The organism is Bifidobacterium sp. LH_424 (genome assembly GCF_056356895.1).
Genome location: NZ_JBKEVC010000001.1, coordinates 253517 through 268880 on the forward strand (window position 1 = coordinate 253517; position 15364 = coordinate 268880).

Consider the following 15364-nt stretch of genomic DNA (forward strand, 5'->3'; position numbering starts at 1 on the left):
GACAATAATGTTCGAACGGTTCACAGACCGTGCGCGGCGCGTGATCGTGTTGGCGCAGGAGGAGGCACGCTCCCTCCAGCACAACTACATCGGCACCGAACACCTCCTGCTCGGACTGATCCGCGAAGGTGAGGGCGTGGCCGCTAAGGCGCTCGCCGCGAAGGGCGTGGAGCTCGACGCCACCCGCAAGCAGGTCGAGGAGATGATCGGCAAGGGCAACGCGACGTCCAACGGCCACATACCCTTCACCACGCACGCCAAGCAGGTGCTCGAACTGAGCCTGCGCGAGGCGCTGCAGCTCGGCCACAGCTACATCGGCACCGAGCACATCCTGCTGGGTCTCATCCGTGAGGGCGAAGGCGTGGGCACGCAGGTGCTCATCAAGATGGACGTCGACCTGGGGGAGCTGCGCTCCACCACCATCGACATGATCCGCGGCAACTCCGGCGACGGCAAGGGCAAGGGCGATCTGGCGAACGCCGGCGGCGTGGCCGACAAGGCCAACAAGTCCGGTTCGGCGATCCTCGACCAGTTCGGCCGCAACCTCACGGCCGAGGCCGCCGAGGGCAAGCTCGACCCGGTCATCGGCCGCTCCAAGGAAATCGAGCGCGTCATGGTCGTGCTCTCCCGCCGCACCAAGAACAACCCGGTGCTGATCGGCGAGCCCGGCGTCGGCAAGACCGCCGTCGTCGAGGGCCTGGCGCAGAAGATCCAGGAAGGCGACGTGCCGGAGACCCTCAAGGGCAAGCAGGTCTACTCGCTGGACCTCGGCTCGATGGTGGCCGGCTCGCGCTACCGCGGCGACTTCGAGGAGCGTCTCAAGAAGGTGCTCAAGGAGATCAAGACCCGCGGCGACATCGTGCTGTTCATCGACGAGATCCACACGATCGTCGGCGCCGGTTCGGCCGACGGCGCGCTCGGCGCGTCCGACATGCTCAAGCCGATGCTCGCGCGCGGCGAACTGCAGACCATCGGCGCGACCACGACCGACGAGTACCGCAAGTACATCGAGAAGGACGCGGCCCTCGAACGCCGCTTCCAGCCGATCCAGGTGCACGAGCCGACGATCGCCGAGACCATCGAGATCCTGAAGGGCCTGCGCTCGCGCTACGAGAACCACCACAAGGTGACCATCACCGACGGCGCGCTCCAGTCCGCCGCCGAGCTGTCGGCCCGCTACATCCAGGACCGCAACCTGCCCGACAAGGCCATCGACCTGATCGACGAGGCCGGCGCGCGCCTGCGCATCAAGCGCCTGACCACGCCGCCGGAGCTGAAGGAGCTCGACCAGAAGGTCGCGAAGCTCTCCGCCGAGAAGGAGCAGGCCGTCAAGGACCAGGACTTCGAGAAGGCCGCCTCCCTGAGGGACGACCTCGAGAAGATGCAGGCCGAGCTCAAGGAGAAGCAGAAGGCCTGGCACGAGGGCGAGTCCGACGTGAAGATGGTCGTGGACGAGGACGTGATCGCCGAGGTCATCTCCTCCACCACCGGCATCCCCGTGTTCAAGCTCACGCAGGCCGAGTCCAAGAAGCTCCTCAACATGGAGAAGGAGCTGCACAAGCGCATCATCGGCCAGGACGAGGCGGTCTCCGCGCTGTCCCGTTCCATCCGCCGCACGCGCGTCGGCCTCAAGGACCCGAAGCGCCCGTCCGGCTCGTTCATCTTCGCCGGCCCCACCGGCGTCGGCAAGACCGAGCTGGCCAAGACGCTCGCCGAGTTCCTGTTCGACGACGAGGACGCGCTCATCCGCGTCGACATGTCCGAGTTCTCCGAGAAGTACGCCGCCTCGCGCCTGTTCGGCGCGCCCCCGGGGTACGTCGGCTACGAGGAGGGCGGCGAGCTCACCGAGAAGGTGCGCCGCAAGCCGTTCTCCGTCGTGCTGTTCGACGAGATCGAGAAGGCCCACCCGGACATCTTCAACACGCTGTTGCAGGTGCTCGACGACGGCCATCTGACCGACGGCCAGGGCCGCAAGGTGGACTTCAAGAACACGATCATCATCCTGACCACCAACCTGGGCACGCGCGACATCGCGAAGGCCGCCAACACGGGCTTCAACCTGGGTTCGAACACCGAGTCCAGCTACCAGCGCATGAAGGAGCAGGTGAGCGCCGAACTCAAGCAGCAGTTCCGCCCCGAGTTCCTCAACCGTCTGGACGACATCATCGTGTTCAAGCAGCTCACCGAGCCGCAGGTGCGCCAGATCGTCGACCTCGACGTCAAGCAGCTCAACGACCGCCTGTTCGACCGCCACATGTCGCTCGAACTCACCGACGCCGCGAAGGACCTGCTCGCGCAGAAGGGCTTCGACCCGCTGCTCGGCGCCCGTCCGCTGCGCCGCGTGATCCAGCGCGACATTGAGGATGCGATCTCCGAGAAGATCCTCATGGGCGAGCTCAAGGACGGCCAGCGCGTGGTCGTCGACGCGGAGGGCGAAGGCATCCTCGGCGAGTTCACGTTCAAGGGCGAGGACTTCGAGGAGCCGAAGACGGACGCGGAAGGCGGGTCCGGCGAAGGCGGTGAGCCCGAGCTGGTCGGCGCCGACGCGGCCCCGTCCGCGGGCGACGCCTCCGGCGACGCGGAGTGACGCTCCGTCCGTAGCAACGTGAAAGGGCTTCGGTTCCATCGGGAACCGAAGCCCTTCGTTGTATTATGCGGCAACCCACCCCCACCCGCTTCGCGGGAGCCCCCGCCGGCGGGGGCGGATGCGTAGGCCGTTCCGACGGCGGGGAAGACGGTCAGGCGCTGAAGTCGACCTCGCCGAGCTTGTCGATGAGTTTCATGTTCTCCGAATAGTCGACCGGGCAGGCGATGATGTCGATGCCCGAGCCGGAGCGCAGGGCGGCGCGCAGCGTCGGGTACAGCTCGTCCGCCGATTCGATGAGGTGGCCCTTCGCGCCGAAGCTCATGCCGAGCGCCACCACGTCCGGATTGTTGAAGTCCACGTACTCGTGGCTGCCGTCATGCAGGTCCATCTTCCATTTGATGAGGCCGTACGCCTCGTCCACCCATACGAGGATCACGATGCGCGCGCCCACGCGCACCGCCGTCTCGATCTCCTGCACGTTCATCATGAACGAGCCGTCGCCCATCACCGCGAGCACCGGACGGCCCGGGTTCTCCAGCGAGGCGGCGACCGCGCCGGGCAGCGTCCACGCCATCGTCGACAGCGAATTGTCGATCACGCACGTGTTCGAATAGTACGTGGGGTAGAGGCGCGCCATCCACATCTTCAACGCGCCCGTGTCGACGAGCGCGATGTCCGTGTCGGTCTCCATCGCGCGGCGCGTGTCGGCGACGATGCGCTGCGGCTTGAGCGGGAACGAGTCGTCCTGCGCGTACGACTCGTACTCGTCCGTCAGCAGCTCGTGGATCTTCGGATGGGACACGCCGAACGTCACATGCTGGCGTGCCAGCGCGTCGACCAGCGCGGACAGGGTCGCGTCGATGTTGCCCATGATGTTCAGGGCCGTCGAGTAATGCGCGTCCGTGTCCTCGATGAACGTGTTGATGTGGATGATCGTCTTGTCGTCGTTCGGGTTGATCTTCTTCGGATCGAACTGCTGGATCGAGAAGCCGACCGCGATGATGAGGTCCGCCTCGTCGAACGCGAAGTTCTCGTAGTCGTGGCGCATGAAGCCGACCACACCGAGCGCCAGCGGGATGCGGTCGGAGATCACGCCCTTGCCCTCGAACGTGGTCGCCACCGGCACGTTGAGCTGCTCGGCCAGGGCGAGCAGACGGTTCTCCGCGTGGCCGCGCGCCACGCCGTTGCCGGCTAGGATGATCGGATGCTTCGCGCCGCGGATGATGCTCACCGCGCGCTCGATCGTGTCCGGCGTGGGCGCGAAGCTCATCGGATTCGGCAGCGGCAGCGGATGTGCGCCTTCGGGCGCCGGCATCTCGGCCACGTCCTCCGGCAGGATCAGGCAGGTGGCGCCCGGACGGTTGCGCTGGGCGATCGAGAACGCCTTGCGCACCATCTCCGGCACCGAGGCGGGCTCCATCACCATCGACGTCCACTGGGTGAGCGGACGGAACACGCTCACCAGGTCGACGATCTGATGCGACTCCTTATACAGACGGGTCACGTTGCCCTGCGCGCAGATCGCGACCAGCGGCGTCGTGCTCGCGTTCGCCTGCGCGACCGGCAGCGTGAGGTTCAGCGCGCCCGGGCCGAGCGTCGCCAGGCACACGCCCGGCTTGCCGGTCAGGTGGCCCTGTGTGGCGGCCATGAAACCGGCGCCCTGCTCGTGACGGGTCAGGACGAAGCGGATGCGCCCGTCACGCTCGATGGCCTCCATGAGCGGGATGTTCTCCTCGCCGGGGATGCCGTACATGGTCTCCACGCCCTCGTTGACGAGACATTCGACGAACAGGTCGGCGACGGTGCGGATGTGGGTCTTCTTCGATTGCTCCTGCGGCTCGGTCGCCGTGGATGCCGTTGCGTCTGTAGCGTTCACGGTAGGGATAGTGTAACAGCACCGATGTGCGTTTGGGCCTCCCGCCGCATAGTGGACGCGTGTCGGACGGGACCTCCGGCCCCCACTCAGAAGCCACTGAGAATTCACCTGCGCGACGGCATGCGCGGGAACGCCGTTCAACCACGCGGCATACCTTGCAATCGTGAGCAGGATGCAGTCAGGCCGGCGCACGAAGGCCGGCAGGCGACCGTGGGTCGCCATCGCAGGTATCACGTTCCTTCTCGTCGCGGCGCTCGCGGCCCCGCACGCGTCCGCGTCGAACCCGGGAACCGTCCCCTTCTCCGGCGCGGACGCGGCCACGGGCGAACGCACCGTCACCATCGCCGACATCACCGACTTCCACGGGCACATCGAACGCGGCGAGGCGAACGCCGCCGGATTCGCGCTCGCCGACGCGCACAACCCGGGGAACACGGTGCCCGTCTCCGCCGGCGACCTCGTCGGCGGCAGCCCCTACGAATCCGCGTACGAGAAGGACGAACCCACGCTCGAGATGGCCAAGGCGTGGGGACTGACCGTCTCCGCCGTCGGCAACCACGAGTTCGACCGCGGCGTCGCCGACTTCAACGACCGCGTCGCCGCGCCCGCCAACGGCATCGACTGGCTGAGCGCCAACGTGTCCGCCGCGAACAAGACGTCCGACGGCATGCTGAGCCACGTCAAGGACTACACGATCCGCACGGTCAACGGCAAACGCGTCGCGTTCGTCGGCGCGCTCACCGACGCGCTCGGCGCCGTCGCCACGCCGCAGATCACCCGCGACGCCGACCTTGACGAGACCGCCGTCCACGCCGTCAACCGCGTCGCCGACCAGCTCAGCGACGGCGACGAGGCGAACGGCGAAGCCGACGCCGTCGTCGCGCTCATCCACGCCGACGCGTCCGCCGCCGCCGGAACCGGCGCGGCGGCGCTCGACCATAACGTCGACCTCGTCTACGCCGGCCACAGCCACGCCGTCAAACGCATGACGACCGCCGCCGGCGCCCCCATCATCGAAGCGGGCAGCTTCGGGCGCGACATGGCCGTGCAGGATCTCGTCATCACCGGCTCCGGACGCACGTCGCACGTCGCCGTGCGTGACGTCGACCCCGGCAACGGCATGACGCCGACCGACGTCGCCGGCGTCTACGCGCTCGACGGCGCGGACGGCACCGACGGCGTCGCCCACGCGAAACAGGCCGCGTGGCGGTCGGCCGGCGAGACCGACGCGCGCGTGCGCCGCGCCGCCGCCATCTGGCGGAAGGCCGCGGTGGGCGCGCGGCGTGTCGGCGGGCGTGTCGTCGGCACCATCGCGCGCGACGCCTACTTCGGCAAGGTGCCGTCGCCCGGCACGGAAAGCGCGCTCGGCGTGCTCGTCGCCGACGCCGAACGCGAGGCCGTGCGCCGCGATTTGTACGCCGGCGACCGGATACCCGTCGTCGGATTCTCCAACGAGGGAAGTCTGAGGACCGCGAACCTCGACCAGAACGGCGACGGGAAGATCACCCTGCGCGAGGTCGACAGCATGATGGCGCTCCAGTTCAAGGTCGCGAAGACCACGCTCACCGGACGTGAGCTCAAGGCCGTGCTCGCCCAGCAATGGCGCGAACACGGCGGCCGCACCGTCATCTCGCGGCTCGGCGTGTCCGGCAACGTGCGATACCGGTACGTGACCGGCGGGCAGGCGCCCGACGTGCCGGGGGAGAGCGCGGACGACGCGGGCGGCGCGTCGATCGTGGGACTCACGGTCGACGGGCGCGAGATCGGCGACGACGACCTCGTCATCGCCGCATCCAACTCGTTCCTCCTCCAGGGCGGCGACCGGTACACCGCGTTCCGCGCCGGCAGCAACTACCACGAGCTCGACATGGGGTACGGCGAGGCGCTCGCCGACTATCTCGGCCGTCACCCGGACGTGCGCATCCCCCTGCCCGTCACCGGCACCGTGCTCGTATAAGGACGGCGAAGCCGACTGGGGGAGAGAACCATACGAAAAGGCCCGTCGTGAATTCCTTCACGACGGGCCTTTTTCTTTACACGTGGCGTGGACCGCGCTACACGGCGCGCGGCATCACTTCACCGCGTTGAGCCACTGCTCCTTCGTGGCCTTCTCGGCCTCGAGCTTCGCCTTCTTCTTCGGGTCGGACTCGGCGGCGATCTTCTCGTCGAGCTCGGCGAGCTGGGCGTTGAGCTGCTCCTCGAAGCTGGACTTGCGGGCGTCGGCCTCCGGGTCGGACTGCTTCCAGGCGGCGTCCTCGACGGCCTTGATCTGCTTGTCGACCGCGTCCAGGCGGCCCTCGATGCGGCGCATGTCGTCACGCGGCACGTAGCCGATCTGGTCCCACTCCTCCTGAATCTTCGCGAGCTCCTGGCGGGCGTGCTTGGCGGCCTTCTCGTCGGCGACCGGCACGAGCGCCTCCGCCTTGACGAGCAGCGCCTCCTTGGCGGCCAGGTTCTCCTTCTCCGAGGAGGAGATCTGGTCGCGGTCGGCCTGACGCGCGTTGAAGAAGGTGTCGGCGGCCTCGCGGAACTGCGCCCACAGGGCATCGTCCTCGTTGCGGCCGGCGCGGCCCGCCTTCTTCCAGCGGTCCATCAGCTCGTTGAACTTGCGGGAGGTCTCGCCCCACGCGGTGGAGTCCTTCAGCTCGTTCGCCTCGGCGATGATCGCCTCCTTGGCGTCGCGGGCCTCCTTGCGCTCCACGTCGCGAGCCTGCGCCCACTTGCGGCGCGCCTGGTTGAACGTGGTGCGGGCGGCGGAGAAGCGCTTCCACAGCTCGTCGGCGTCCTTCTTGTCGATGCGCACGTTGTTGCGCTGGTGCTCCTGCCACTCGTCGAACAGGGCGCGGAACTTGTCCGCCGTGGAACGCCAGTTCGTGTTGTCGCCGAGCGACGCGGCCAGCTCCTCGGCCTTCACGACGATGGCGGTACGGCCTTCGATGGCCTTCGCCATCGCGGCCTTGCGCGCCTCGGCGATCTGCGCCTTCTTCGCCTCGCCGGCGGCCTTCAGCTCCTCGTACTGGGCCTTCAGGGCGGCGATGTCGCCGACGACGGCCGGCGAGGCGGTCTCCTCGGCGAGCATCTTCAGGGACTCGTCGATTTCGCGCGGCTTGACGTTGCGGGACTTGAGGCGGCCCGCCAGCGCGTCGAGCTTCGCCTTGAGGTCCAGGAAGCGACGGGCGTACAGGGCCAGCGCCTCCTCCTTGGACACGTCCGGGAACTGGCCGACCTCGCGCTCGGTCTCGCCCTCCCTGACGTACACGGTGCCGTCGTCGGCGACGCGGCCGAACGCCTCGGCCTCGTGGATCGCGGCCTCGGCGTGGCCGCTCTTGGCGGCCGGCGCGGCGGGGCGCGCGGCGGCGGGCTTGTGGGCGAACGCGGCCGGGGACGGCGCGTGCGGCTTCGGCATCGCCGAGGGTTTCGGAGCTGCCGCGGGCGCGGTCTGTTCCACCGCGGGCTGCGTCGCCTGCTCGGTGGGCTCGGTGGTGTTCTCGGTTTCGGTGACGTTCTCGTCGGCCATGGCCAGCTCCTTACAGCTTGGAAGTATGTGCGGCGTGCGTCCCGCATCGCGATACCCGGGGAATCCGCTCGGACCCCCATGGGAATATGGCGTTGTTTGACGCAACCCTCACCTATTATATTGATTCCGTGGCTAAAGGCGCATCAATTTCAGGATTTCCAGAGTGGCTCCCCTCTGAACGCGTTGTGGAGCAGCGTGTCATCGACACGCTCCGTGAGGTTTTCGAGCTCAACGGCTTCCTCGGCATCGAGACCCGTGCCGTGGAGACCGGAGCGTCCCTGCTGAAGAAAGGCGAGACCAGCAAGGAGATCTACCTGCTGTCCCGTCTGCAGGAGGTCGGTCGCGAGTCCGACACCCCGATCGAGGAGAGGCTCGGCCTGCACTTCGATCTCACCGTGCCGCTGAGCCGGTACGTGGTCGAGCATTCCGGCCAGCTCGCCTTCCCGTTCAAGCGGTGGCAGATCCAGAAGGTCTGGCGCGGCGAACGTCCCCAGGAGGGCCGCTACCGCGAATTCGTCCAGGCCGACATCGACGTGATCGGACAGGGCGACCTGCCCGACCACTACGAGGTGGAGCTGCCGCTCGTCATGGTCTCGGCGCTCGAACGCCTGCGCGCGTTCGGCCTGCCGAAGGCGACCGTGCACGCGAACAACCGCAAGCTGTCCGAGGGCTTCTACCGCGGGCTCGGCCTGACCGACATCGAAGGCGTGCTGCGCGAGATCGACAAGCTCGACAAGATCGGCGCCGACGAGGTCGCGAAGCTCCTCGTCGAGGAGTGCGGCGCGTCCGAGGCGCAGGCGCGCGCCTGCCTCGAACTCGCCGAGCTGACCGCCGCCGACGGCGCCGAGCTCGCGTCGAAGTTCGACGCGCTGTGCGCGGCCCATGGCATCGCGGCCGATTCCGAGGCGTACGCGCTCGCCAAGCAGGGCCTCGATACGCTCGCGATGATCGTCGACCAGGCCGCGGCCATCCGCCCCGGCTCCGTGATCGCCGACCTCAAGATCGCGCGCGGACTCGACTACTACACCGGCTCCGTCTACGAGACGTTCCTCGACGGCGCTGCGTCGCTCGGCTCGATCTGCTCGGGCGGCCGCTACGACAACCTCGCCTCGCAGGGCAGCCGCAAGTACCCGGGCGTGGGCCTGTCCATCGGCCTGAGCCGTCTCGTCAGCTACATGCTGCACACCGCCGGCGCGCACGCGAGCCGCGTCTCGCCGGCCAGCGTGCTTGTCGCCGTATGGAACGAGGAGGACCGCGCCGCGTCGAACGCGATCGCGAACACGCTGCGCTCGCGCGGCATCGCCGCCGACGTGGCGCCCACCGCGGCCAAGCTCGGCAAGCAGATCAAGTACGCCGACAAGCTCGGCATCCCGTACGTGTGGTTCCCCGGCCAGGAGGGCGCGGGCGACGAGGTGAAGAACATCGTCTCCGGCGACCAGAACCCGGCCGACGCCACGTCATGGGAGCCGGATACTGTTAGTGCCCGGCAAACCGTAGTCATCGACTGAGAACCGCCGTCCCCGCGTCGTGTCGGACGGCGTGTCGGGACACGTCAAGAACTGAAAGAGGAAGCATGAGCCAGACGGCTTACAGAACACACCATGCCACCGAAGTCACCGAGGCGCTGGTCGGTCAGAAGGTCACCCTCGCCGGTTGGGTCGACCGTCGCCGCGACCACGGCGGCGTCGCCTTCATCGATTTGCGCGATGCGACCGGCCTCGTGCAGGTCGTCATCTACGACGAGGACATGGCCCGCCCGCTGCGCAGCGAATTCGTCATCCAGGTCGTCGGCGAGGTCCGCCTGCGCCCGGAGGGCAACGAGAACGAACATCTCGCCACCGGCAAGATCGAGGTCGTCGCCGAGACCATCGAGGTGCTCGCCAAGTCCGACGCCCTGCCGTTCCAGGTGTCCACCGCGCTCGAGAACGAGTCCGAGAACAAGCTGCCCGGCGAGGACGTGCGCCTGAAGTACCGCTACCTCGACCTGCGCCGCCCGTCCATGCAGCACAACCTCAAGCTGCGCTCCGACATGGCCAAGGCCGCCCGCCACGCCCTGGAGGACATGGACTTCACCGAGGTCGAGACCCCGACGTTCATCAAGTCCACCCCGGAGGGCGCCCGCGACTTCGTCGTGCCGGCCCGCCTCGTGCCCGGCTCCTGGTACGCGCTGCCGCAGTCCCCGCAGCTGCTCAAGCAGCTGCTCATGGTCTCCGGCGTCGAGCGCTACTACCAGCTGGCCCGCTGCTACCGCGACGAGGACTTCCGCGCCGACCGCCAGCCCGAGTTCACCCAGCTCGACATGGAGATGGCGTACGTCGACCAGGAGGACGTCATGGCCATGGCCGAGAAGGTCATCGCCGCCATTTGGAAGACCGCCGGCTACGAGGTGCAGTTGCCGCTGCCGCGCATCACCTGGCAGGACGCCATGGACAAGTATGGCTCCGACAAGCCGGATCTGCGTTTCGGCAATCCGCTCATCGAGCTCACCGAATACTTCAAGGACACGCCGTTCCGCGTGTTCCAGGCCCCCTATGTGGGCGCGGTCCTGTTCAAGGGCGGCGCCTCCACGCCGCGTCGCCAGTTCGACGCGTGGCAGGAGTGGGCCAAGCAGCGCGGCGCCAAGGGCCTCGCCTACGTGTCCTTCACCGAGGACGGCGAGCTCAAGGGACCCGTCGCCAAGAACCTGTCCGAAGCGGAGCGCAATGGCCTGATGCAGGCCGTGGGCGCCGAGCCGGGCGACGCCGTGTTCTTCGCCGCCGGCTCCCGCGAGTCCTCCCAGCTGCTGCTGGGCGCCGTGCGCGTCGAGCTCGCCTCCCGCGCGGGACTCCTGGACCCGAAGAAGTTCGCGTTCACGTGGGTCGTCGACTTCCCGCTGTTCAAGCCGACTGACGATCCGGACGACGACGACGTGGCGGTCGGCCACTCCAAGTGGACCTCCATGCACCACCCGTTCACGATGCCGTCCAAGGACTGGATCGACAAGTTCGACCAGGATCCGGAGCACGCCATGTCCGACTCCTACGACATCGTCTGCAACGGCGAGGAGATGGGCGGCGGTTCGGTGCGTATCCACCGCGACGACATCCAGGACCGCGTGCTCAACGTCCTCGGCATCTCCTCCGAGGAGGCGGCCGAGAAGTTCGGCTTCCTGCTCGAGGCGTTCAAGTACGGCGCCCCGCCGCACGCGGGCATCGCCCTCGGCTGGGACCGCACCGTGTCGATCCTCGCCGGCGCCGACACCATCCGCGACGTCATCGCCTTCCCGAAGGCGGGCGGCGGCCGCGACCCGCTGACCGGTGCCCCGGCCCCGATCTCGGCCGAGCAGCGTGCCGAGACCGGCGTCGACTACGACCCGGAAGAGGACGAGGACTGATCGTCCCCATCCAAGGGTGAGCCCCCATCAGGGGGCTCACCCTTTTTCAAACCCACCCGTTCCCATGGTGCGGTAAAACCCCCATGGTGCGGTGTCGCAAAACGGCTTGATTTCGCGGTTGTGGAGAAAGTGTGTTGCCGCACCATGGGAAGGTCACCGCACCATGGGGCGGTGCATGGACGCCTCGCGCGCCAAGGCGCGTCGATGGTATTCGCCGCGGCGCGCGTTGGGACGGAGGGACGGGTCTGCGAGCGCGCGATGCGCGCGGCTCGGCATCGCCGTGAACGGCATGCCGGCCGCGTCCGCCACACGTCGCGCGAAGTCACATCGTCCGTCGGCGTCACGTATGTCGTCGGCGAACGTCTCGATGACCGTCCACCCCATCGCGCGCAGCTCCCGGCGTTTGCGCTGGTCCCGGACGTATTGGCTGCGGAACCGGCGATGATGGTCGCCGTCGTATTCGATGGCGACACGGCGCTCCGGGTACGCCATGTCAACGACGTACCGGGTCGTTCCACCGGGAGCCGCGACGGCATGATGCATGACCGGCATCGGCAGGCCATACCGCAGCAGCGCGAGCCGCGAACGGGTCTCCTGCACGGAGTCGGACGGTCGCATGAGCGGTCGGGCCGCGTCGCATCGCGCCCGGCCGGCGATGCGGCGAAACGCCGTAAGCCGATTGGCGAGATCATCGAACGCGTACCCGAATCGTCGGACGATCGCTTCGCCGAGCACCACCATCTCGGTGAGATCCAGATATCGGGCGTATTGGATCCACGTATCGATGGGATGCACGCATACCAATCCGTTGGGGAACGTATACGTGGCGAACGGCTGGTTCCAGGTGCGGAAATCGACGCCGTCGAGGGACGATCGTGCCACACGGTCGCGCACGACGACGCGGAAATCACATCGTGGCAGTCCGCCGCATCGTGGCGTTTCGACGGCGTACAGCGTCAACGCCGTGTCCAAGGCGAAGCAGGTCGTGCGCTCCGTCCTCACCCGCGGCAGCAGCCCCAGGCACGCCTGCGCCTTTGCCGCCGCCTGTTCGTTCAGACGGCGTCTCACGTAATCGTGGACCTCGCCGTCCATGGGCGCTTCGTCATAGCCGTATGTGTTCATCCGGGCATGATAACCGAAGCCGGATCGGGAGGGACATGATTCCGGGCGATGTGGATAAACCGGTCGATTCCGGATGCCGCTGCGGCGTGTCCCGTCGGATTGTCCACAATCGGCGAAGTCGTCGTTTCGTCCTAATGTACGAACGGCATCGTGAATACGGGTTCTTCGATATGCCAGAGGAACCGAACGAAAGGAAACCAGCCAAGTTGCGCCTGTGAAGGATGACGGTACTCCAGCGGGACCACGCGTCGAAGCGTGCCGCCGCGCGTCATCCGTCAATGGGCTCAGGCTTCCGCCCGTCCGGGCGTGGCCGATCGCAGGCGACGATATGCGCCGGGCCCGTTGGCCGTATCCGGTCCCACGCCGTCATCGACATCGCATCCCAAGCGGCACGCCCGACGTGAAAGGCGCGACCCATGCAACCCTCCATCCTCACTCTCACCAATATCACCTTCACCTATCCGGACGCTCCGGAGCCGTTGTTCGCCGACGTCGACGTATCGTTCCCGCGCGGCTGGACCGCCGTCGTCGGCGACAACGGCATCGGCAAATCCACACTCATGGCCATCGTGCGCGGCACCGTCATCCCCGATGGGGGAACCGTCACGCCCAATCCGAAACGTCTCGTCATCGGCCATTGCCCGCAAGGCGTCGACGTCTCGCCGGAACGTCTCGACATGTTCGCCGCCGACTGGTCGCCCGAGACGATCGCCGTACGCGACATGCTCGGCGTGGGCGACGACTGGCCGTACCGTTACGACACGCTGTCCGGCGGCGAGAGGAAGCGCGTGCAGCTCGCCTGCGCGCTCGCCGCACGCCCCGACGTGCTGATACTCGACGAGCCGACGAACCATGTCGACGCCGTCGCGCGGGCGCGCATCGTCGACGCGATGCGCGCCTACCGCGGCATCGGCGTCGTCGTCTCGCACGACGCGGCGCTCATCGACGCGACCTGCGGCCGGTGCGTCGTCTTCTCGCGACGTCACGTCGGCTCCCGCAACGTGACCGTCGTCGACGCGGTTCCGGGCGGATGGACGCAGGTCTCGGCGACGATCGCGGCGCGCGACGACGCCGACGCCGCCGCGTTGTCCGAGGCGCGGCGCGAGACCGCCCGATTGGCGGCGTCCCGCGCGCGGGAGTTCGGCAAGGTGCGGCAGGTCGAGGCGGCGAAACGCGGCGGCCGCCATATCGACCGACACGACCATGACGCGAGGGACAGACGCCAATTGGCGAAGATGACCGGTCTCGACCGCGGAGTCACCCGCGCCTACGCGCGGCTCGACGCCCGGGCGATTGCGGCGCGGCGGCGGGAGGCGGATCTCACGGTCGCGGCGAAACGCTACGACGGTGACATCTGGATGGACATTGCGCCGAGCCGGCGACGCGAATTGATACGACTGGATTCGGGCGTGGTCCGGTTCGACGGACGGGACGCCGCCGATACCGGGCCGGAAAGCGTGAGCAAGGACGGCCTAGGACTCGACTCGTCCGACTCGTCCGGGTTGTCGCGGGCCGTCGTCTCCGGCGGACGCATCCGACTGTCGCCGGCCGTCGACGAGACTTCGGCCATAGGACTTGCGATCCCGACGATCTCGGTCGGTCCGCGCGACCATGTCGCGGTGACGGGGCCGAACGGCACCGGCAAGTCGACGTTGTTGCGCACGATGCTCGCGCACGCCGCCGACGTACCGAAACTGATTGTCGCCCAGGAACTCACCGACGATGACCGCGATACGGCGATGGGCCGTTTGCAGGGGCTGTCCGCCGGCGACCGGGCCCGTGTGCTGGGCGCGTACGCGCGGCTCAACGCCGACCCGGACCGGCTGTTGGCCGGGGAATCCCCGTCGCCGGGCGAACTGCGCAAGCTTCTGGTGTGTCTGGCGTTGCCGGACGGTCCGCAATTGATCGTCATGGACGAGCCGACGAATCATCTCGACCTGTCGTCGAAGGCGTCGCTGGCCCGCTTGCTGGCTGATTACCCGGGCGCGCTGGTCGTCGTCTCCCACGACGAGCGCTTCCTTGGAACCTGCATTCCCATGGTGCGGTAAAACCCCCATGGTGCGGTGGCGTGAAACGGCTTGATTCCGGGGTTATGGAGGAAGTGTGTTGTCGCACCATGGGGACATCGCCGCACCATGGGGATGGGGTGCGGATGGAACCGGTTATAGGGAACGGGTATAGGCGCGCCGGGCGGCGGCGTGGTGGGCGCCGCTATGCTGGGCGGACGAACGCATGACGAAGGGGGACTTATGACGTTGGAGATACTGGACTGGCATGACGGGGACCTGCTGGCGAAGCCGGTGTTCGACAAGCTGAACGCGATGGTCGCGGCCGGGGTGCCGGAATCGAAGATCCTGGGCGTGACCATCAACACGGACGAGGAGTCGGATACCGACCTGTGGTGCCCGAAGTACGGGGTGCCGTTCTCGATCACCGGCAACGTGGTCGTCGTGCACACGCACAAGACGCGCAAGGCGCCGCCGCAGTTCGCCGCCGCGTTCGTCACGGCGGACACGCGCGCCGACCTCAACGGCGTCGTCAAGCACACGCTGGAGGTGTCCAAGGTGAGCTTCGCGCCGATCGCGGCGGCCGTCGAGGCGACCGGCATGGAGTCGGGCGGCATGTCGCCGATCGGCCTGCCGGAGTCCTGGCCGCTGCTCGTCGACCAGCACATCCTGTCGATCCCGAAGCTGTATCTGGGTTCCGGCGTGCGCCCCTCCAAGCTCGTGGTGGACGGTTCGATCTTCGCCGACATCCCGGGCGTGCGGTTCGTCGCGGGCCTCGGCAAGCCGCGTCCGGTGCAGTGACGCGCGTGCCCATGGTGCGGTGAAACCCCCATGGTGCGATGAATCACCCATGGTGCGGTGGCGCGAAACGGCTTGATTCCGG

The 15364-nt window shown here is 67.7% G+C and carries 9 protein-coding genes; 6 read left to right on the forward strand and 3 right to left on the reverse strand.

The window, feature by feature from the left end; translation table 11 throughout:
• The first annotated feature begins 7 nt into the window (after positions 1-7).
• Positions 8-2587 (forward strand): ATP-dependent Clp protease ATP-binding subunit, encoded by a 2580-nt coding sequence (locus AC1AYP_RS00960; RefSeq protein ID WP_476546514.1) that lies wholly within the window; start codon positions 8-10, stop codon positions 2585-2587.
• A gap of 151 nt (positions 2588-2738) precedes the next feature.
• Here the strand turns inward: AC1AYP_RS00960 and AC1AYP_RS00965 are convergent, their stop codons facing one another.
• Positions 2739-4397, reverse strand: a complete 1659-nt coding sequence (locus tag AC1AYP_RS00965; protein ID WP_476532310.1) for an acetolactate synthase large subunit — start codon at positions 4395-4397, stop codon at positions 2739-2741.
• Between the two features lie 238 nt (positions 4398-4635).
• On the opposite strand from AC1AYP_RS00965, the gene AC1AYP_RS00970 reads away from it, so the two are divergent.
• Entirely contained in the window at positions 4636-6420 is a 1785-nt protein-coding gene (locus AC1AYP_RS00970) for a bifunctional metallophosphatase/5'-nucleotidase (RefSeq protein ID WP_476546724.1), read from the forward strand.
• A 114-nt stretch (positions 6421-6534) separates the two neighbouring features.
• Here the strand turns inward: AC1AYP_RS00970 and AC1AYP_RS00975 are convergent, their stop codons facing one another.
• Positions 6535-7980 (reverse strand): DUF349 domain-containing protein, encoded by a 1446-nt coding sequence (locus tag AC1AYP_RS00975; RefSeq protein WP_476531745.1) that lies wholly within the window; start codon positions 7978-7980, stop codon positions 6535-6537.
• Positions 7981-8108: 128 nt separating this feature from the next.
• Here AC1AYP_RS00975 and hisS point away from each other — a divergent pair, with 128 nt between their 5' ends.
• Complete coding sequence (gene hisS / locus AC1AYP_RS00980; protein WP_476501973.1) at positions 8109-9488, forward strand: histidine--tRNA ligase; 1380 nt, start codon at positions 8109-8111, stop codon at positions 9486-9488.
• Positions 9489-9553: 65 nt separating this feature from the next.
• Positions 9554-11353: an aspartate--tRNA ligase gene (gene aspS, locus AC1AYP_RS00985; RefSeq protein ID WP_476501972.1), complete on the forward strand. Its 1800-nt coding sequence runs from the start codon at positions 9554-9556 to the stop codon at positions 11351-11353.
• A 153-nt stretch (positions 11354-11506) separates the two neighbouring features.
• Here the strand turns inward: aspS and AC1AYP_RS00990 are convergent, their stop codons facing one another.
• Positions 11507-12445: an endonuclease domain-containing protein gene (locus AC1AYP_RS00990; protein ID WP_476501971.1), complete on the reverse strand. Its 939-nt coding sequence runs from the start codon at positions 12443-12445 to the stop codon at positions 11507-11509.
• A gap of 446 nt (positions 12446-12891) precedes the next feature.
• Between AC1AYP_RS00990 and AC1AYP_RS00995 the strand changes: the two genes are divergently transcribed.
• The gene (locus tag AC1AYP_RS00995; protein ID WP_476501970.1) at positions 12892-14523 is read left to right on the forward strand and encodes an ATP-binding cassette domain-containing protein; all 1632 of its coding nucleotides are present in this window, start codon (positions 12892-12894) and stop codon (positions 14521-14523) included.
• Between the two features lie 201 nt (positions 14524-14724).
• Complete coding sequence (locus AC1AYP_RS01000) at positions 14725-15282, forward strand: YbaK/EbsC family protein (RefSeq protein ID WP_476501969.1); 558 nt, start codon at positions 14725-14727, stop codon at positions 15280-15282.
• Positions 15283-15364 lie beyond the last annotated feature (82 nt).